The sequence below is a fragment of the Roseateles sp. FW301-B2 genome (assembly GCF_058788955.1).
In genome coordinates this window covers 43,423-60,583 of sequence record NZ_JBYTBE010000032.1, presented here as the reverse complement: position 1 = coordinate 60,583, position 17,161 = coordinate 43,423, and the positions used below count along the sequence as shown (strand labels likewise).

General features: G+C 65.4%; 20 protein-coding genes and 1 pseudogene. 10 read left to right on the top strand and 11 right to left on the bottom strand.

Going from position 1 to position 17,161, the window contains the following annotated elements; genetic code table 11:
- From AC3WQY_RS19450 to fliF, 3 genes and pseudogenes are all read right to left on the bottom strand, one after another.
- A pseudogene (locus tag AC3WQY_RS19450) lies at positions 1-216 on the bottom strand (hypothetical protein); the annotation flags it as partial.
- Between the two features lie 3 nt (positions 217-219).
- A complete protein-coding gene (fliG, locus tag AC3WQY_RS19445; RefSeq protein WP_285231365.1) occupies positions 220-1,215 on the bottom strand; it encodes a flagellar motor switch protein FliG in 996 nt (331 codons plus the stop codon).
- 32 nt (positions 1,216-1,247) lie between these two features.
- Positions 1,248-2,936: a flagellar basal-body MS-ring/collar protein FliF gene (gene fliF / locus AC3WQY_RS19440; RefSeq protein WP_492710177.1), complete on the bottom strand. Its 1,689-nt coding sequence runs from the start codon at positions 2,934-2,936 to the stop codon at positions 1,248-1,250.
- 201 nt (positions 2,937-3,137) lie between these two features.
- Here fliF and fliE point away from each other — a divergent pair, with 201 nt between their 5' ends.
- Entirely contained in the window at positions 3,138-3,461 is a 324-nt protein-coding gene (fliE, locus tag AC3WQY_RS19435) for a flagellar hook-basal body complex protein FliE (RefSeq protein ID WP_285231367.1), read from the top strand.
- A 12-nt stretch (positions 3,462-3,473) separates the two neighbouring features.
- On the opposite strand, the gene AC3WQY_RS19430 is transcribed toward fliE, so the two are convergent.
- The 8 genes from AC3WQY_RS19430 to AC3WQY_RS19395 form a co-directional block, all read right to left on the bottom strand.
- The gene (locus AC3WQY_RS19430; RefSeq protein ID WP_492710175.1) at positions 3,474-3,980 is read right to left on the bottom strand and encodes a GspH/FimT family pseudopilin; all 507 of its coding nucleotides are present in this window, start codon (positions 3,978-3,980) and stop codon (positions 3,474-3,476) included.
- A gap of 14 nt (positions 3,981-3,994) precedes the next feature.
- Positions 3,995-4,744 carry a flagellar brake protein gene (locus AC3WQY_RS19425; RefSeq protein ID WP_492710173.1) on the bottom strand — a complete coding sequence of 250 codons (750 nt, stop codon included), beginning with the start codon at positions 4,742-4,744 and terminating at the stop codon, positions 3,995-3,997.
- A 27-nt stretch (positions 4,745-4,771) separates the two neighbouring features.
- Complete coding sequence (locus tag AC3WQY_RS19420; RefSeq protein ID WP_285231370.1) at positions 4,772-5,071, bottom strand: flagellar protein FliT; 300 nt, start codon at positions 5,069-5,071, stop codon at positions 4,772-4,774.
- A gap of 56 nt (positions 5,072-5,127) precedes the next feature.
- Positions 5,128-5,547: a flagellar export chaperone FliS gene (gene fliS, locus AC3WQY_RS19415; protein ID WP_492710171.1), complete on the bottom strand. Its 420-nt coding sequence runs from the start codon at positions 5,545-5,547 to the stop codon at positions 5,128-5,130.
- A gap of 173 nt (positions 5,548-5,720) precedes the next feature.
- Positions 5,721-7,130: a flagellar filament capping protein FliD gene (fliD, locus tag AC3WQY_RS19410; protein WP_492710169.1), complete on the bottom strand. Its 1,410-nt coding sequence runs from the start codon at positions 7,128-7,130 to the stop codon at positions 5,721-5,723.
- A gap of 120 nt (positions 7,131-7,250) precedes the next feature.
- Positions 7,251-8,120: a flagellin N-terminal helical domain-containing protein gene (locus AC3WQY_RS19405; protein ID WP_285231373.1), complete on the bottom strand. Its 870-nt coding sequence runs from the start codon at positions 8,118-8,120 to the stop codon at positions 7,251-7,253.
- 218 nt (positions 8,121-8,338) lie between these two features.
- Complete coding sequence (locus tag AC3WQY_RS19400) at positions 8,339-9,184, bottom strand: flagellin N-terminal helical domain-containing protein (RefSeq protein WP_285231374.1); 846 nt, start codon at positions 9,182-9,184, stop codon at positions 8,339-8,341.
- A 384-nt stretch (positions 9,185-9,568) separates the two neighbouring features.
- On the bottom strand, positions 9,569-10,408 hold the full coding sequence (locus AC3WQY_RS19395; protein ID WP_285231375.1) for a flagellin N-terminal helical domain-containing protein: 840 nt from the start codon (positions 10,406-10,408) through the stop codon (positions 9,569-9,571).
- A 707-nt stretch (positions 10,409-11,115) separates the two neighbouring features.
- On the opposite strand from AC3WQY_RS19395, the gene AC3WQY_RS19390 reads away from it, so the two are divergent.
- The 9 genes from AC3WQY_RS19390 to cheY all read left to right on the top strand — a co-directional run bounded on the left by AC3WQY_RS19390 (position 11,116) and on the right by cheY (position 17,140).
- A complete protein-coding gene (locus AC3WQY_RS19390) occupies positions 11,116-11,601 on the top strand; it encodes a hypothetical protein (protein WP_492710167.1) in 486 nt (161 codons plus the stop codon).
- A 205-nt stretch (positions 11,602-11,806) separates the two neighbouring features.
- Positions 11,807-12,130: a flagellar transcriptional regulator FlhD gene (gene flhD / locus AC3WQY_RS19385; protein ID WP_285231377.1), complete on the top strand. Its 324-nt coding sequence runs from the start codon at positions 11,807-11,809 to the stop codon at positions 12,128-12,130.
- 33 nt (positions 12,131-12,163) lie between these two features.
- A complete protein-coding gene (flhC, locus tag AC3WQY_RS19380; RefSeq protein WP_285231378.1) occupies positions 12,164-12,700 on the top strand; it encodes a flagellar transcriptional regulator FlhC in 537 nt (178 codons plus the stop codon).
- Positions 12,701-12,981: 281 nt separating this feature from the next.
- Positions 12,982-13,305, top strand: a complete 324-nt coding sequence (gene flhD / locus AC3WQY_RS19375) for a flagellar transcriptional regulator FlhD (RefSeq protein WP_285231379.1) — start codon at positions 12,982-12,984, stop codon at positions 13,303-13,305.
- Positions 13,306-13,338: 33 nt separating this feature from the next.
- Positions 13,339-13,875 (top strand): flagellar transcriptional regulator FlhC, encoded by a 537-nt coding sequence (gene flhC, locus AC3WQY_RS19370; protein WP_285231378.1) that lies wholly within the window; start codon positions 13,339-13,341, stop codon positions 13,873-13,875.
- An 18-nt stretch (positions 13,876-13,893) separates the two neighbouring features.
- Complete coding sequence (locus AC3WQY_RS19365; protein WP_492710166.1) at positions 13,894-14,661, top strand: class I SAM-dependent methyltransferase; 768 nt, start codon at positions 13,894-13,896, stop codon at positions 14,659-14,661.
- Between the two features lie 234 nt (positions 14,662-14,895).
- Positions 14,896-15,753 carry a flagellar motor stator protein MotA gene (gene motA / locus AC3WQY_RS19360; protein ID WP_285231381.1) on the top strand — a complete coding sequence of 286 codons (858 nt, stop codon included), beginning with the start codon at positions 14,896-14,898 and terminating at the stop codon, positions 15,751-15,753.
- A gap of 10 nt (positions 15,754-15,763) precedes the next feature.
- Positions 15,764-16,720 (top strand): flagellar motor protein MotB, encoded by a 957-nt coding sequence (gene motB, locus AC3WQY_RS19355; protein ID WP_285231382.1) that lies wholly within the window; start codon positions 15,764-15,766, stop codon positions 16,718-16,720.
- Between the two features lie 27 nt (positions 16,721-16,747).
- On the top strand, positions 16,748-17,140 hold the full coding sequence (gene cheY / locus AC3WQY_RS19350) for a chemotaxis response regulator CheY (RefSeq protein WP_285231383.1): 393 nt from the start codon (positions 16,748-16,750) through the stop codon (positions 17,138-17,140).
- Positions 17,141-17,161: the final 21 nt, after the last annotated feature.

Below are 17,161 nucleotides of genomic sequence, written 5' to 3'. Positions count from 1 at the left end.
CTGGACCTCCACACGGTTCAGCTGTTCGGTGGTCGGCTTGGCGGCCGGGCGCGGCGTGGCGCGGCGATCGACACCCTCGAACTGGCCCGGCTTCCAGGCCGCGAAATCCTGCAACTCCTCGCGCGGGATGAAGCGGGCGTAGGCGCTGGTGCGCGGCGCGGCCGTGCCGTCGGGGCGGGTTGGCGGTGGCACTTGGCGCGGGGGTTTGGTGACCATGGCTTAGAGGTACTGGTCGTCGCCGCCACCGGCCAGCACGATCTGGCCCTCGTCCACCAGGCGGCGCACGATCTTGAGGATTTCCTTCTGCTCGCCCTCCACCTCGGACAGGCGCACCGGGCCGCGCGACTCGAGGTCCTCGCGCAGGGTCTCGGCCGCACGCGTGGACATATTGCGGAAGATCTTTTCGCGCAGCTCGGGTGCGGCGCCCTTGAGCGCCACCACCAGCGATTCGGACTGCACCTCCTTGAGCACCGACTGGATGCCCTTGTCGTCGATCTTGTCGAGATCGTCGAAGGTGAACATGTTGTCCATGATCTTCTGCGCCAGGTCGGAGTCGGCCTCGCGGATGTAGTCCAGCACCGAGGCCTCGACGCTGGAGCCCATCATGTTGATGATCTCGGCCGCGGTCTTCACGCCGCCCAGGCTGGACTTGCGCATGCGGTCGCCGCCCGAGAGGATCTGGCTCATCACCTCGTTGAGGTCCTTCAGCGCCATCGGCTGGATGCCGTCCAGCGTGGCGATGCGGATCAGCACCTCGTTGCGCTGGCGCTCGGTGAAGGTCTTCAGCACATTGCTGGTCTGGTCATAGTCCAGGTGCGCGAGGATGGCGGCGACGATCTGCGGGTGCTCGTTGCGCAGCAGCTCGGCCACCGAGCCTGCGTCCATCCACTTCAGGCTCTCGATGCTGGAGACATCGCTGCCCTGCAGGATGCGGTCCAGCAGCAGATTGGCCTTGTCCTCGCCCAGGGCCTTGCGCAGCACGGTGCGCACGTATTCGTCGGTGTCGTTCACCAGCATGCTCTGGGTCTCGGCCACGGCGTCGAACTTGGTCAGCACCTCCTCGACGCGGTGGCGCGGTATCACCTTGAGCTTGGCGATGGTCTCGCCGAGCTTCTGCACTTCCTTGGGCGAGAGCTGCTTGAAGACCTCGGAGGCCTCTTCCTCGCCGAGCGACATCAGCAGGATCGCCGCGTCTTCCACACCTTTGTCGTCCATGATGGTTCTCTACAGGGTGTTGATGAGGAGGCTCAGGCGACTTCGCCGTTGACCCAGTTGCGCACGATGCTGGCCACCGCGGTGGGGTTCTCGCGCGCCAGCACGCGGGCACGCTCCAGCTTCTCGTTGGACAGCGGCGCCTCCAGGGCCGGCAGGCCGCCGGGGCCCAGCAGCAACTGGTCGTCGGACACCTCGCTGAGCTGGCCGCCGGCCTCGCTCTTCTCGGACTCGGGAGCGGGCGGCGGTGGGTAGGCGGCGCGCAGCGCCGGGCGCACCATGCCGAACACGGCGATCAGTGCCACCGCCACCAGGGCGGTCGGCACGAGGGCGCTGCGCAGCAGTTCCAGCAGCCAGGGCTGCTTCCAGACCGGCACATCGGCAACCTCATGCTTCTCGAGCATGAAGGGCGCGCTGATGAGCTTGAGCGAATCGCCGCGCTCCTGGTTGAAACCCATGGTTTCCTTCACCAGGGCGGTGAGCTTGTCCAACTCGTCCTGCGAGACGGGCACGGTCGTGACCTTGCCCTTGGGGTCGGTGGTGCTGCGGTGGTTCACCACCACGGCGGCGTTGAGGCGGCGCACCGTGCCGGTGGCGTTGCGCGTCACGCGCACGGTCTTGTCGACCTCGTAGTTGGTGACGGCCTCGCGGCGCGAACTCTGGTTGCTGCTGCCGCCGCCCTGGGAGGTCTGCAGCGGTGCGGCCTGGCCATTCACCGGCGCGGTGGCGGGCACCGGCGGCTGGTTGGTGGCGGCACCCGGCACGCCGGTGGCGGTGGGCGGGGTGCTGTTGATGGCCTCATTGGTCTGCAGGCTGCGCACCGAGGCGCTGGCGTTCGCGCCCTGGTTGGGCTTGAACTCCTCGGAGGTCGATTCGACCTGCGAGAAGTCCACATCCGCGGTGACGGTGGCGCGCAGGTTGTCGCGGCCCAGCACCGGCTCGAGCAGCTCATAGATGCGCTTGTTGAGGTTGGCCTCAATCTGCTGCTTGTATTGCAGCTGCTGGCTGTCCAGGCCGCCGGCGCTCTCGCCCGGGTTGGAGATCAGCGCGCCGGTGTGGTCCAGCACGCTCACCGCCTTGGGGTTGAGCTCGGGCACCGAGGCCGACACCAGGTGCACGATGCCGGCCACCTGGGCGCGGTCCAGAGTGCGGCCGCCGCGCAGCGTCAGCATCACCGAGGCGCTGGGCTTCTGCTGCTCACGGAAGAAGCCGTTCTGCTGTGGCATCGCCAGGTGCACACGCGCATCGGCCACATCGGCCAACGCGGTGATGGTGCGGGTCAGCTCGCCCTCCAGCGCACGCTGGAAGTTCAGGCGTTCGTTGAACTGGGTCTGGCCGATCGACTGCTTGTCCATCAGCTCGAAGCCCACCGTGCTGCCCTTGGGCAGGCCGGCCGAGGCCAGCTTCATGCGCACGTCGTAGACCTGGTTGGCCGGCACCAGGATGATGCCGCCGGGCTCGTTGCGGTAGGGCACGTTCATGGTGGCGAGCTGCGCGATCACGGCGCCGCCATCCTTGTCGGACAGGCCGGTGAAGACCGGGCGGAAATCGCCCTGCGAGCCCCACAAGCTCATCGCCAGCACCACGCCGGCCAGCGCCGCCACACCCAGGCCCAGGCCCAGCTTGCTGCGCGTGGGCAGGGCGGCCAGCCGGGTGCCCAGGCCGGCAGGGACGCTGCTCGCATCCGTCAGCGGGGTCAGGGGAGGGCTGATTGCGTTGTCCATGGGTGGCCGATGTGCATAAATTCGCGGGTGGGCTGGGATCCCAGCCGATGCGTCGAATTATTCGGAAACTCACCCTCAAGAAAGGCGCGAACAGGCCGACTTACCGAGCGCAGTTCCTCCCATCGTGGCCGCGCCTTGTGCGTAGCATTCAGCCTGTCCCTGCCGGTATGGCCTCTGCCGTAGGCACCACAGGAGTGAACGATGGACCTGAAGCTGATGCCCTTTGATTTCTCGCAAGCCGTCGCACGCGCCGGCCTGTCGACCAATGGGCAGCCGCTGGCCAAGGCCAAGGCCGCCGGTGGCGCGAGCTTCGGTGACGCCATGGCCCAGGCCATGAAGGGCGTGAGCCAGCAGCAGAACGAGGCCGCACGCCTGCAGCGCGAGGTGCAGCTGGACAACCCCAACGTCAGCCTGGAAGAGACCATGGTCTCGATGCAGAAGGCCCAGATCGGTTTCCAGGCCACGCTGGCGGTGCGCAACCGCCTGGTCTCGGCTTATTCTGAGATCATGAACATGCAGGTCTAAGACCCGACGGGCTCAACACGCCTCGCCGCGACACATGCTGGCGCGGCCCAGGCTATTGACCTCGACGCGCAGCTTCTGCTCCGGTCCACCGCTGAACAGCACCTGGCTGGGCGCCATCGCGCGGCCCATGGTGTGCTCGAACTCGACACCATCGGCGCGGTCCATGCGCACGCGCGGGAACTCGGCGCTGTCGGCGCGCGCCACATTGCAGCGCTGCCCGTCGCTGCTGGCAAAGGCGCAGTCGCAAGGCTGGCCACGGCTGATGCCCCAGCACCAATGCTCGCCGCTGCGGTAGCTGACGAAGGTGTTCTGCCCATGCCGCACGCTCTCCTCGCGCGCCAGGCGCAGATCCAGCACCAGGCTTTCGCCCGCCAGCTCCATCTGCTTGCGCACCAGGAAACGGCTGTAGCTGGGCACGGCGGCGGCCAGCAGGATCGCCAGCACCGCCATCACCACGGCCATTTCGACCAGCGTGAAGCCGCGTGGCGAATGTGACAAAAGGGGCAGGCAGCGCGGCATGGGGGCGGGGGCGCTCAGCGCTTGGCGAGCAGACGGCGGCGCTTTTGCGTCTGGTCGATGTAGACATGCAGGGCGCGCGCGGCCATCGGGCTGAGCTCGACGAACTGGCAGCCGATCTGGCTGCCCTGCGGGCCGGGCGCGCCGATGTGCTGCAGGCGTAGCTGCACCTCGAAGCGGCTGTCGCGGTCCAGCTCCACCACCACGCCGGCCAGCACCAGGCCGGGTTCGATCGGCGGCACGTCGCGCGGCAGCAGCAGCGCCAGCCCGCCGGCGCTGACGTCCAGCACGCGCAGGCGCAGATGCATGTCGGCAATCGCCGGATGGCGCAGGCTGACGACCGGATAGAGGCTGGTGGTGGGTTGTACCCGGTAGGCCTGGCGGCGCTGGAAGCGGTAGATCAGGCGCGGCAGCTCGGCGCGCAGGCAGGCGTCGCTGTCGTCGCTCACCAGCACCAGGCCGTCGAGGTCGAACTGCAGGCGGATATTGTCGAGATAGGCCAGGGCGGTGAGTTCCGCACTGGCCAGCAGCGGCGCGAGCGCGTCGCGGTCGCTGCCGGCATCCAGGCTGAGCACGCCGCCGGCGCTGTCCACGCTCCAGAGCCTGGTCTGCAGGCCGGCGCCCTCGGGCGTGCTGAGCTGCAGGCGCGCCTGGGTGCGCACCAGCTCATCCAGCAGGGCGTGGATCTCGGGCGGGCTGTCCACGCGGAATTCGCCCGCGTTGACGGCGCGCGACTTCAGCGTTCTAGGTGGACGTGGCTCGGACAATGCTGTGCCTTATTGACCCTGGATGTTTCAGTGTACGGTCTTGGACTGGCCCTTCAGCACATGGTCCAGGTCGTCGAGCCAGGGTTCGGCCAGGTGGCGAATCTCCGCGTCGTTGAGCAGGATGCGCTGCATGATGCGGGTCTTGAGCTTGGCTTCCTCGGGCTGCAGGGCGCTGTGCGAGGCGGCATGCTTGAGCTGGGAGATCAGCAGCACGCAAGCGCCTTCGAGTTTGACGACTTCATCCCAGTTGCCGGTGCGGGCGGCCGAGAGCATGTCGGCGCTGGCTTGCTCGATGGCTTCGTAATAGCTGAGAAGTTGGGTATTCATCGCGACATCCGCTTCAATGCGAGGTTTCATGGGGTGCTGTTTGGCTGTGTTGCGCTTCAGGCGGCGGCCTTGTCGCCGATCGCGTTCCAGGCTTCGCGCACCGGTTGCAGCAGGTTCTGTGCTTCTTCGATCGCGGCCATGTCGCCATGCAGATTGGCATGGGTGAGGCGCATGCAGATATAGGCGTAGAGGTCGCGCAGGTCGATGGCCAGGTTACCGGCCTCGAGGTTGAGCGCGGCCTTCAGGCCCTCATCGAGGATGCGCACCGCGCGGCTGAGCGAACGGTTCTTCAATTCGGTGTTGCCGGTCTGGATCGCGCCGCGGGCCTGGGCCATGGCGTCGAAGGCGCCGTCGAACAGCATGCTGACGAGGCGGTGCGGGCTGGCGCTGAAGACATCGGTCTCCACGCCGACCCGGCTGTACATCGTGCTGGCCCGTTGCGTGCGCGATGCGAAGGGAGATGCGTTTCCGTACATGATTCAGACATCCAAGTGGGCCGTGTTGAATCAGTTTTCGGCGTCCTGCGGGGGAACTTGAGCCACCCTTGCGGGGGGAGAGCCGGGCTTTTCGCGACAAGCTGTATCCAGATGCAAGAGCGCAAAAGCAAAACCGCCCCTTGGGGCGGTTGTGGCTGGGGACTGACCCGGGGTCAGAGCTTGGCGAGCTGCTGGGTGACGTAATTGCCCAGGCTGTTGAGCTTGCTCATGCTCTGGTCCAGCGCGGTGTACTGGGCGCGCAGTCGCTTCTCGGTCAGGCTGACGCGGTCTTCCAGCGCGCTCTGGCGCTTGCTGTTGTCGTTGATGCTGGCCTGGATGCCGGCCTGGCGGGCGGTGATGCGGCCGTCCACCCCCAGCACATCGTCGGCAAAGCGCCTCAGCCGCTGCGACAGGCCGTCGTTGCTGGGATCGCCGGCGTCGAGGCCCTTGAACAGCTGCTTCAGGCCGTCGAGGTTGTTGGCGGCCTTGTCGAGCTTGCTGCCGTCCACCTTGAGGCTGCCGTCGGTGCCCAGGGTTACGCCGATGTCGGTGAGGCGCGTGAGGCTGCCGCCCAGGGTGGTCGAGCCCGAGATGATGCCGCGCAGCTGCGACTGCAGGCCCAGCAAGGTGTTGTCGCCCTGCAGGGTGCCGGCGGTCTTGTTGGTGGCGTCGTACTTGGTCTGATCGCGGATGTACTGGGCCACGCCGTTGTAGGCGGTGACGAAGTCGTTGATGACCTTCTTGACGCTGTCCTTGTCCTGCGTCACGGTGATGTTGACGTCGGCGCTGGTGGTCTTCAGCAGCGTGATGCTGATGCCGTCGATGGCTTCCTTGAGCGTGTTGCTCTGCGACTCCACCTCGATGCCGTTGAGCGTGGCCTTGGCGTTCTGCGCCTTCAGCTTCTCGGTCATCGAGCTGATGCCCGCCGAGGGGTCGTAGGCAAGGGCGGCCAGGCCGGCGTCGCCGTTGACGCTGACACGGAAGGAGTTCTCGGCGCCGCTGTCGGTGGCGCGCATCACCAGGCGCGAGCCATTCGTGTCGGTCACCACCGAGGCCACCACGCCGGCCTTGGCGGCATTGATCTTGTCGCGGATCTGGTTGAGCTGGTCCTCGCCCGCGCCGATCGGGATGTCGATCGCGGTCTTGTCGGGCTTGGCGGTGAAGGTGGTCTCGTCGGCGTTCCAGCTGCCGATCTCGATGGTGATGGTGCCGGTGCCCACCGAGGTGCTGCCCGAGGCATAGGCGGTGCTGCTGACCAGGGTTTGCGAGGTGGCCAGCTGCGACACCGCCACCGCAAAGCTGCCGGGCAGGGTGCCGCCACCGGCACTGGCGGTGACCGAGGCCGCGTCGCTCGAGCTGGTCAGATTGGCCGCCCAGGTGTCGACGTTGTTGAGCTTGGAGGCGGCGTCGCGCAGCGTCGCCATATTGCTCTGCAGCTTGCCGTAGGCGGAAAGCTGGGTCTTCAGCCCGTCCGCCGACTTCTGCAGCTGCGTGATGGGCGTGCGCTCGTTGGCGACCAGCTTGGTGATGAGTGATTCAACATCGAGGCCGCTGCCGATGCCGGCTGAGGTGATGGCAGTCATATCGGGCTCCTCGTCCGAGAGGGTCTATCAGGTGCTATTCGGCAGCGGACCCAAAAACTGAAGGCGACCAAGGTGTAAAACCCGGGTCGCCCGCTCATTCGGTCTTGTATCGCTGCCGCGTCAACCGCCGCGCAGCAACTGCAAGACCTGCTGCGGCAGCTGGTTGGCCTGGGCCACCATGGCATTGCCGGCCTGCTGCAGGATTTGCGAGCGGCTCATGGCCGAGGTTTCCTGCGCGAAGTCGGCGTCCATGATGCGGCTGCGTGCGGCCATCTGGTTCTCGTGCGCCACCTGCAGATTGGCGATCACGGCGTCGAAGCGGTTCTGCGAGGCGCCCAGCGTGGCACGCTCCTCGTTGATCTTGTTGAGCGCCGCGTCGATGTTCGCCACCACAGTGGCGATGGTGGTCGGGTCGGAGGTGTTGTCGATCACTGCGCGGCCGGCGCCGCTGATGTCGGTGCCCGCCACCGTGGTGACCAGGGGCTCCAGCGTCAGATCGGGGGTGGTGACGACGATTTCGTCATTGGCGGTGGTGTTGGCGCCGACCTGGAAGGTCTGCGAGCCGGCACCCGAGCCCAGCACGAACTTGCCGTTGAAGCTGGTGCCGCCCAACACGCGCTGGATTTCCTTGGCCAGCTCGCCGAACTCCTTGTCCAGCGAATCCTTGTCGCCGTTGGAGTTGGTGGCGTTGCGGGCCTGGATCGCCAGTTCACGCATGCGCTGCAGCGCGTCGGTCACCTTGCCCAGCGCACCTTCCGAGGTCTGCGCCAGCGAGATGCCGTCGTTCGCATTGCGTATCGCCACGCTCATGCCGCGAGCCTGCGAATTCATGCGTTCGGCGATCGCCAGGCCGGCGGCATCGTCCTTGGCGGAATTGACACGCAAACCCGACGACAGCCGTTGCATCGACGTGCTCAGCGCTGACTGAGACATGTTCAGATTGCGCTGCGCGTTGAGCGATGCAATGTTGGTATTGATGGTCTGGGGCATTTGAGCACTCCTACAGATATCCGGTCTCCGGAAGTCGCCTTCCGAAAGGGCTCCGGTGGTTCCGGATCTCGGGCCAGAAATGCAAGCCCGATGGATTGGATTCTGCGAGTGCGCGCGCGCCGTGAAAGCTCAATTAGGAGGGGAAACCACGGCCAATAGAAAAGCTCCGCCACCGCGAATGCGGTGGGCGGAGTCAGGGACGGGGAGGCTTGCTTGCTTCAGCCGCCGCGCAGCAGGGTCAGGACTTGCTGGGGCAGCTGGTTGGACTGCGCCACCATCGCGTTGCCGGCCTGCTGCAGGATCTGCGCGCGGCTCAGGTTGGCGGTCTCGGAGGCGAAGTCGGCATCCATGATGCGGCTGCGTGCGGCGCTCTGGTTTTCCACCGCCACCATCAGGTTGGAGATCACGGCGTCGAAGCGGTTCTGCGAGGCACCCAGGGTGGCGCGCTCGGTGCTGACGTTCTTGATCGCGGTGTCGATGTTGTCGATGATGGTGGCCAGGGCCGCGGCGTCGGAGGTGTTGTCCAGCGTCGCGCCGGTCACGGCGGTGATGTCGGCCTCGGCCGTCATGTCCTTGGTGACCACGTCGACCACGTCGTTGGCGGTGGTGTTGGCACCGATCTGGAAGGTCTGCGTGCCCGAATCGGCGGCCAGGATGGCCTTGCCGTTGAAGGTGGTGCCGGCGATCACGCGGGTGATCTCGGTGGCCAGCTGGGCGAATTCCTTGCCCAGCGAATCCTTGTCGTCGCCGGTATTGGTGGCGTTGCGGGCCTGCACCGAGAGTTCACGCATGCGCTGCAGCGCGTCACCCACCTTGGAGAGTGCGCCTTCAGCGGTCTGCGCCAGCGAGATACCGTCGTTGGCATTGCGGATCGCCACATTCATGCCGCGTACTTGGGTGTTCATGCGCTCGGCAATCGCCAGGCCGGCCGCATCGTCCTTGGCCGAGTTGACGCGCAAGCCGGACGACAGGCGCTGCATCGACGTACCCAGCGACGATTGCGACGCAGACAGATTGCGTTGGGCATTCAGCGACTGGATGTTGGTATTGATGATCGAGGGCATGATTCAATCCTTTCGGTGTCAAAGACTTCCGGTCTTTACGGTTCGATAACCAGGCCGCTTGGCAGCTGACCTTGCCAGCAACACCACCGCACCATTGCCGTGTGTTGCACCGTCCGCGTCCTGTCCCGATGCCCGCCTGGATTGGCGTTGGCGCTCGGGGCCGGCTGACCGGACCACGGTCCTTTCACTTGCTTGGACTCGTTGAAGCAGTTATCGACGACACCTGGATTGACTTGAATCCTTTTTGACTAGAAGACGCCACCCGGGTGGGCTCTTGCGAGCTGCCGGGCGGCGTTTCAAGGGGCTTGTGCTGGGGGTTTGAAGCTATCCGCTTGTTGGTTGATAGCCGCGGGGGTACTCAAGGCCAGCGGGGCTGGCCAGCTTTCATCGAAGAAGCGTGAGGACTTGCTGCGGCAACTGGTTGGCCTGGGCAATCATCGCGTTGCCTGCCTGTTGCAGGATCTGCGAGCGGCTCAGGTTGGCCGTTTCCACCGCGAAGTCGGCGTCCAGGATGCGGCTGCGTGCGGCGCTCTGGTTTTCCACCGAGATCTGCAGATTGGAGATCACGGCGTCAAAGCGGTTCTGCGAAGCGCCCAGCGAAGAGCGTTCCACGCTGACGTTCTTGATCGCGGTATCGATGTTGTCGATGATGGTCGCGATCGCAGCGGCGTCGGAGCCGTTGTTCAGCGTGGCACCGGTCACCGCGGTGATGTCGGCCTCGGCCGTCATGTCCTTGGTGACCACATCCACCACGTCGTTGGCGGTGGTGTTGGCGCCGATCTGGAAGGTCTGCGTGCCCGAGGCACCGGCCAGGATGGCGCGGCCGTTGAAGGTGGTGCCGCCCAGCACGCGGGTGATTTCCGCCGCCAGCTGCGAGAACTCCTTGCCCAGCGAGTCCTTGTCGTCACCGGTGTTGGTGGCGTTGCGGGCCTGCACCGACAGCTCACGCATGCGCTGCAGGCTGTCGCTCACCTTGGAGAGCGCGCCTTCAGCGGTTTGCGCCAGCGAGATGCCGTCGTTGGCATTGCGTTGCGCCACGTTCATGCCACGCACCTGGGCGGTCATGCGTTCGGCAATGGCCATGCCGGCGGCGTCGTCCTTGGCGGAATTGACACGCAGGCCCGAAGACAGGCGTTGCATGGCCGTGGCCAGCGAGTTCTGGGTGGCGGAGGTGTTGCGCTGCGCAGTGATGGACAGCAGGTTGGTATTGATAACAGCGGGCATGATGCGCTCCTATTCAGCTTTAAAAGACTCCCGGCATAGCGCCGACGTGACTCGGATGCCCGGGTGTGGCACCCGTGCTTGCGACCCTTGCGGCATTGCGGCCATGGGGGACGTACCGCCCGGCGCTAGTCAACCGTTGTGCCCTGCACCCCCCAGGGGGAGCTCAACTTGCGGCCTTCTAACCGGACCACGAATCTGTTTTTGCAGACCCGTTGGAATGGCTATCGGACAGCGCAAGTAGGAACTTAAGCGCTGTTTGTCAATAGGCTCGATCGGTTGATAAGCGCGGCACTTGGGGGCTTGTTGTTTGGATCGGTTTTTTGCGCGTGGCGCGAATCCGTTCAACAGGCGCCGGTGGCGCTGGGCATGGGGCTGGCTGAGTCTTGCTGGGTTCCTGTCGGTCTTTCCTGTTGCTGAATAGGAGCCGGTGCCGGGCCTGGGGCCTGCCGCCGCGCTCTGTACAGGATTTCGACGCGCCTGCCGGCTTGCATGTTTGGAGATGCGGCGCGTGGACCGTGCTTTTCCAACGAATGATCGTGCGACCCGACCCTAAAGTCTGCGCAACTGGAGTCGATACGCGAGCGCGCCTCGATTGATCCAGCGTTTGATTGGTTCAGGCGGAGCGCCCCATGCGTCCCGCATTGGCGATGTCTGGAGTGATCACCATGAAGATGCACACGCAAACAAGCAGCCCGCGATTCCAAGCCATGCCCGCCCAGATGGCGGAGGCCTTGACCGAGGCCGCCACCGGGGACGAGGCCCAGCGCTCGAGTGAGGCGCTGATGCTGCTGACGCAGGCGCGCAATGCCGCGTTTGCCGAGGCCGCCGAGGGGCGCGTCGGGCGCGGGCTGAGCCTGCTGAGCCAGGCCCTGGAGCATGAACCTCTCAGCCACGAGCTGCTGAGCGATATGGCGGCGCTGCTGCTGAGCGCGGGCGAGCTGGCGCATGCCGCCACCCATGCCTACCGGGCACTGGAGCTCACGCCCGACCATGGCGCCAGCCTCTACACCCTGGGCTTTGCGATGTCCGGCCTGGGCGAATACGCGGCCGCCATCGAAGCCCTGCAGGCCTTGCTCCAGGGCCCCGCGCTGGCCAACCTGATGCAGGAAGCGCCCGATCTGCTGCCGCTGGTGCAGATCGAGCTGCAGCGCCTGCAGGCGCTCGGCGACAGCAGCGTACGTTCGGCCGCCTGAGCGCGCCGCCCATGGGGCGCGCCGCCCGCGGCGGCCGCGCGACCCGCTGACCGGCCATGGGGCCGGTGTAGGTGTTTGCCTGACAAGCACCCTGGAAAAACCGGGACTTCAGTCACCGAATTGGGCTGATGTCGTGAACTTGTTTGCGTCCACACAATCCGTTTCACGTTGAAACGAGAGCTGAACAGCGCAACAGGAGTCCGACATGAATGCAGACCAAATCCTCACCGAGATCCGCGAAGCCAATCTGTCCTACCTGATGCTGGCGCAAAGCCTCATCCGTGCCGACCGTGAGCAAGCGCTGTTCCGCCTCGGCATCTCGGAGGACACCGCCGCGCTGCTCAACACCCTGAGCCCGGCTCAAATCATGAAGATCGCCAGCGGCAACACCTTGCTGTGCCGCTTCCGCATGGACGACGACCTGGTCTGGGGCCTGCTCACCAGCCATGGCAAGCCGGCCGCGAACGACAGCGTCTCGCGTCTGCATGCATCCATCCTGATGGCCGGCCGCCACCAAGAAGCCGCCTGAGCCCCAGAACAAGAACAAGCCGGAGCAGCCACCATGCGAGTCAAGAGCATCCTCACCGAAGCCCGTCAGATCGAACGTGCCGTGACCCTGATCAACCTGGGCGCGCGCCTGCAGGTGCTGGAGTCGGAGACGGATCTCTCGTATGAGCGTCTGCTGCGTCTGTACAAGGAAGTTTCGGGCAAGAGCCCCAGCAAGGGCCAGCTGCCGTTCTCGACCGACTGGTTCATGACCTGGCAGCCCAATATCCATGCCTCGCTGTTCCTGAACATGCACGAGTACCTGAACAAGGTGGCGGAGATGGACGAGATCGACACCGTCATCAAGGCCTACCAGCTCTATCTGGAGCAGACCCAGGCGCAGGGCCTGGAGGCGCTGCTGTCGGTGACGCGTGCCTGGCGCCTGGTGAAGTTCGTGGACAACGGCATGCTGACCATGACCAAGTGCGGCAAGTGCGGCGGCCACTTCGTGACGCATCCGCACGAGATCGCACGCCACTATGTGTGCGGCCTGTGCAACCCACCCGCACGCGCCGGCAAGGGCCGCGCCCAAGGCGCCATCCAGATGCACTGAATCCGGACCGAGCTCAGGCCCCGCGGCCTGAGCGACGCCGGATGAAGGCCCGAGCGCCTGCATGCGCATGGGCTGAAAAGCAAACGCTCTCGATTCAGAAAAGCCCGGCTTGTCCGGGCTTTTTTTGCGTCGCTTGCGGGGCTTGTAGGAATTTGCCTGACAAGCGAATGGGAAGAAGCGGGACTCAATGCACCGAACTGGCCTGATGTTGTGAACTTGTTCGGCTCTTCACAATCCGTATCACGTTGATACCCCAACCGCTGATGCGAACGGAGACAGACATGCAAGCCGACCAAATCCTCACCGAGATCCGTGAAGCCAATCTGTCCTACCTGATGTTGGCACAGACCCTGATCCGCCAAGATCGCGAACAAGCCCTGTTCCGCCTGGGTATCTCGGAAGACACCGCCGCGCTGCTCAACACCCTGAGCCCGGCCCAGATGATGAAGATCGCCGCCGGCAACACCTTGCTGTGCCGCTTCCGCATGGACGACGACCTGGTCTGGGGCCTGCTCACCAGCCATGGCAAGCCGGCCGCGAACGACAGCGTCTCGCGCCTGCATGCATCCATCCTGATGGCCGGCCGCCACCAAGAAGCCGCCTGAGCCCCAGAACAAGAACACCCCGGAGCAGCCACCATGCGAGTCAAGAGCATCCTCACCGAAGCCCGTCAGATCGAACGTGCCGTGACCCTGATCAACCTGGGCGCGCGCCTGCAGGTGCTGGAGTCGGAGACGGATCTCTCGTATGAGCGCCTGCTGCGTCTGTACAAGGAAGTTTCGGGCAAGAGCCCCAGCAAGGGCCAGCTGCCGTTCTCGACCGACTGGTTCATGACCTGGCAGCCCAATATCCATGCCTCGCTGTTCCTGAACATGCACGAGTACCTGAACAAGGTGGCGGAGATGGACGAGATCGACACCGTCATCAAGGCCTACCAGCTCTATCTGGAGCAGACCCAGGCGCAGGGCCTGGAGGCGCTGCTGTCGGTGACGCGCGCCTGGCGCCTGGTGAAGTTCGTGGACAACGGCATGCTGACCATGACCAAGTGCGGCAAGTGCGGCGGCCACTTCGTGACGCATCCGCACGAGATCGCACGCCACTATGTGTGCGGCCTGTGCAACCCGCCCGCACGCGCCGGCAAGGGCCGCGCCCAAGGCGCCATCCAGATGCATTGAACGGCAAGCGTGCCCGCCTTGCCCGTCTCCGCTGCCACCGGCTTGGCCCCGCGCCTGGCCTGGCTGCTGCGCTGGCCGCTGCCGGCGCTGCTGAGCTGGGCCGGCTGCTGGGCCGTCTATCTGCTGCTCCGCCCCTGGCAGGTCACGCTGGCCATGGTGGGGGCGGTGCTGCTGGGCCTGGCACTGGCCTTGCCCCATGGCCCGCGCTGGCGCCGCCTGATGGTGGCCGGCGGCTTTCCGCTCTCCCTGCTGCTCAGCAGCCCCGGCCTGAGCCTGCCCGGCTGGGGCTGGCTGGCGGCCCTGGCGCTGCTGGTGCTGGCCTATCCGCGCCGTGCCTGGCAGGACGCGCCATTGTTTCCGACCCCGCATGCCGCCCTGCAAGATCTGCCGGCGCGGATTGCGCTGCGCCCCGACGCCCTGGTGCTGGATGCCGGCTGTGGCGTCGGCGATGGCCTGCGCGCCCTGCGCCGCGCCTATCCCGCTGCGCGCATCCATGGCGTGGAGTGGAGCCGGCCCTGGGCCTGGTTGGCGGCGCTGCGATGCCCCTGGGCCACGGTGCGGCGCGGCGATATGTGGGCCGAGGACTGGAGCGGCTTTGCGCTCGTCTATCTGTTCCAGCGCCCGGAGTCGATGCCGCGCGCCTGGGCCAAGGCCTGCCAAGAAATGCACGCTGGCAGCGTCCTGGTGAGTCTGGACTTTGCAATCCCTGGCGTCGCGCCATATGCTCAACTGCAAGCCGGCAGCGCGCGCCGTCTCTGGGTCTACCAGTTGCCGGCGCGGCCTTGAACACTTTCTTGCTTGTCTCCTCCTAGCACAGCCTCTGTGCTTTGCGGCGGTTCCCCGAGTTGGGACCCGCCGTTTTCTTTTATGGGGCGAATGCCCTGGTGTTGATCGCATTGGGCCCGGTGCCGCGCGGCACACTCAAGCGCAGGGATTTCGGGCCGATAAGGCAGGGAATCGACCATCCGCGCGGCTCCAGCTGTTGCCGCAGCGGTCGGGTAACCCCATAGGCCACAACTCATGTTCGTAATCATCGGCTGGGCCATCGCCATGGCCTGCATCTTCGGTGTGTTCATCGCGCACGGTGGCAATATCGGCGTGGTGCTGCACGCCTTGCCCTTCGAGATGACCACCATCTTCGGCGCGGCCATCGGCGCGATGCTGGCCACCAACCCGATGAAGACCATGAAGGCCACGGCCAAGGGCCTGGGCGACTGCTTCAAGGGCAGCAAGTACACCAAGGCGCGCTATATGGAGCTGCTGGCCTTGCTCTACGACATCCTGCAGAAGGCCCGCAAGGAGGGCCTGATGTCGATCGAGAAGGACGTCGAGGACCCGCACAGCTCGCCGCTGTTCCAGAAATATCCGGCAGTGGGCAATGACCACCATGTGGCCGAGTTCATCACCGACTACCTGCGCATGATGGTGTCGGGCAATCTGAACGCGCATGAGATCGAATCGCTGATGGACAGCGAGATCGAGACCCATCATCACGAGGCCCATGCCGCGGTGCAGGCCCTGCAACGCCTCGCCGGCGGCCTGCCGGCCTTCGGCATCGTGGCCGCGGTGCTGGGCGTGGTGAACACCATGGGTTCGGTGGGCCAACCGCCCGCGGTGCTGGGCGGCATGATCGGCTCGGCCCTGGTGGGTACCTTCCTGGGCATTCTGCTGGCCTACGCCTTTGCCGAGCCGCTCGCCGGCCTGCTGGAGTCCAAGGTGGACGAGGGCGGCAAGGAGCTGCAATGCATCAAGACCACCTTGCTGGCCTCCATGCAGGGCTACGCACCCCAGGTGGCGATCGAGTTCGGCCGCAAGGTGCTGTACTCCACCGAGCGCCCGACCTTCATCGAGCTCGAAACGCACGTGAAGAAGAAGTAGGCACCAGGCCATGGCCGGCGACGCAAAAAAGCTCCAACCCATCATCATCAAGCGCGTCAAGAAGGGCGGCCATGCCGCCCATGGCGGCGCCTGGAAGATCGCCTATGCGGACTTCGTGACGGCCATGATGGCCTTCTTCCTGCTGATGTGGCTGCTGGGCTCCACCACCGACGGCGACAAGAAGGGCATTGCCGACTATTTCTCCTCGCCGCTGAAGGTGTCGATGGCCGGTGGCTCGGGTTCCGGCGACGCCTCGCATGTGGTGAAGGGCGGCGGCCTGGATCTGACCCGCCAGGGCGGCCAGGTCAAGTCCGGCGATGTCGAGGCGCGCCGCCACACCGTCAATCTGCGCGCACTCAAGGAAGAGCAGCGCCGCGCCGAGCGCACGCGGCTCGAGCAGCTCAAGGACAAGGTCAAGGAAGTGCTGGCCAACAACCCGAAGCTGGCGGCGCTGGGCGGCCAGATCCGCCTGGACATGACCAAGGAGGGCTTGCGCATCCAGATCGTGGACGAGAACAACCGCCCCATGTTCGACAGCGGCAGCGCGGTGGTGAAGCCCTATATGCGCGAGCTGCTGCGCGAGCTCGGCAATGTGCTCACCGAGGTGCCGAACCGCCTCACCATCGAAGGCCACACCGACGCCGTGCCCTTCCCAGAGGGGCATCGCGGCTACAGCAACTGGGAGCTCTCGGCCGACCGCGCCAATGCCTCGCGGCGCGAACTGGTGGCCGGCGGCTTGGCGGATGCGCGCATGCTGCGCGTGCAAGGGCTGGCGTCGAGCAAGCTGCTCGAGCCCAAGAACCCCGAGGGCGCGCTGAATCGGCGCATTTCCATCATCGTGATGAACCGGGACGCCGAGGATGCCGTGCTGAAAAACGTGACGGATGAGGAGGAAGAGGGCGCCGATGCACCACAAGCCGCCGCCTCCGCTAATAATGGCTCAAGTTCTCCAGCCACGACCCGATAAGACCCTCTAGCCCCTGCGAGGAATGCCATGAGCACTGACATGAAATTTCTGATCGTCGATGACTTCTCGACCATGCGCCGTATCGTGCGCGGTCTGCTGAAGGAGATCGGCTACAACAACGCCGAAGAGGCTGAGGATGGCGTGGAAGCGCTGAACATGCTGAAGCAGTCGAAGTACGACTTCGTGGTCAGCGACATCAACATGCCCAATATGACGGGCTTCGAACTGCTCAAGGCCATCAAGGAAGATCCCAATCTGAAGCATCTGCCGGTGCTGATGGTGACGGCCGAGGCCCGCAAGGAAGACATCGTGCTGGCGGCCCAGAGCGGCGCGGCCGGCTATATCGTCAAGCCCTTCACCAAGGCCACCCTGGAAGAAAAAGTCCAGAAGATCATGCAAAAGCTGGCCGCCGCGGCCTGAACCCTTTCTTCCAGGAGCCTC

Bases quoted from the DNA above. Each gene is read 5' to 3' on its own strand.
- fliG (WP_285231365.1), bottom strand. From the start codon at position 1,215: ATGGACGACAAAGGTGTGGAAGACGCGGCGATCCTGCTGATGTCGCTC.
- fliF (WP_492710177.1), bottom strand. From the start codon at position 2,936: ATGGACAACGCAATCAGCCCTCCCCTGACCCCGCTGACGGATGCGAGC.
- fliE (WP_285231367.1), top strand. From the start codon at position 3,138: ATGGACCTGAAGCTGATGCCCTTTGATTTCTCGCAAGCCGTCGCACGC.
- AC3WQY_RS19430 (WP_492710175.1), bottom strand. From the start codon at position 3,980: ATGCCGCGCTGCCTGCCCCTTTTGTCACATTCGCCACGCGGCTTCACG.
- AC3WQY_RS19420 (WP_285231370.1), bottom strand. From the start codon at position 5,071: ATGAATACCCAACTTCTCAGCTATTACGAAGCCATCGAGCAAGCCAGC.
- fliS (WP_492710171.1), bottom strand. From the start codon at position 5,547: ATGTACGGAAACGCATCTCCCTTCGCATCGCGCACGCAACGGGCCAGC.
- fliD (WP_492710169.1), bottom strand. From the start codon at position 7,130: ATGACTGCCATCACCTCAGCCGGCATCGGCAGCGGCCTCGATGTTGAA.
- AC3WQY_RS19405 (WP_285231373.1), bottom strand. From the start codon at position 8,120: ATGCCCCAGACCATCAATACCAACATTGCATCGCTCAACGCGCAGCGC.
- AC3WQY_RS19400 (WP_285231374.1), bottom strand. From the start codon at position 9,184: ATGCCCTCGATCATCAATACCAACATCCAGTCGCTGAATGCCCAACGC.
- AC3WQY_RS19395 (WP_285231375.1), bottom strand. From the start codon at position 10,408: ATGCCCGCTGTTATCAATACCAACCTGCTGTCCATCACTGCGCAGCGC.
- AC3WQY_RS19390 (WP_492710167.1), top strand. From the start codon at position 11,116: ATGCCCGCCCAGATGGCGGAGGCCTTGACCGAGGCCGCCACCGGGGAC.
- flhD (WP_285231377.1), top strand. From the start codon at position 11,807: ATGAATGCAGACCAAATCCTCACCGAGATCCGCGAAGCCAATCTGTCC.
- flhC (WP_285231378.1), top strand. From the start codon at position 12,164: ATGCGAGTCAAGAGCATCCTCACCGAAGCCCGTCAGATCGAACGTGCC.
- flhD (WP_285231379.1), top strand. From the start codon at position 12,982: ATGCAAGCCGACCAAATCCTCACCGAGATCCGTGAAGCCAATCTGTCC.
- flhC (WP_285231378.1), top strand. From the start codon at position 13,339: ATGCGAGTCAAGAGCATCCTCACCGAAGCCCGTCAGATCGAACGTGCC.
- motA (WP_285231381.1), top strand. From the start codon at position 14,896: ATGTTCGTAATCATCGGCTGGGCCATCGCCATGGCCTGCATCTTCGGT.
- motB (WP_285231382.1), top strand. From the start codon at position 15,764: ATGGCCGGCGACGCAAAAAAGCTCCAACCCATCATCATCAAGCGCGTC.
- cheY (WP_285231383.1), top strand. From the start codon at position 16,748: ATGAGCACTGACATGAAATTTCTGATCGTCGATGACTTCTCGACCATG.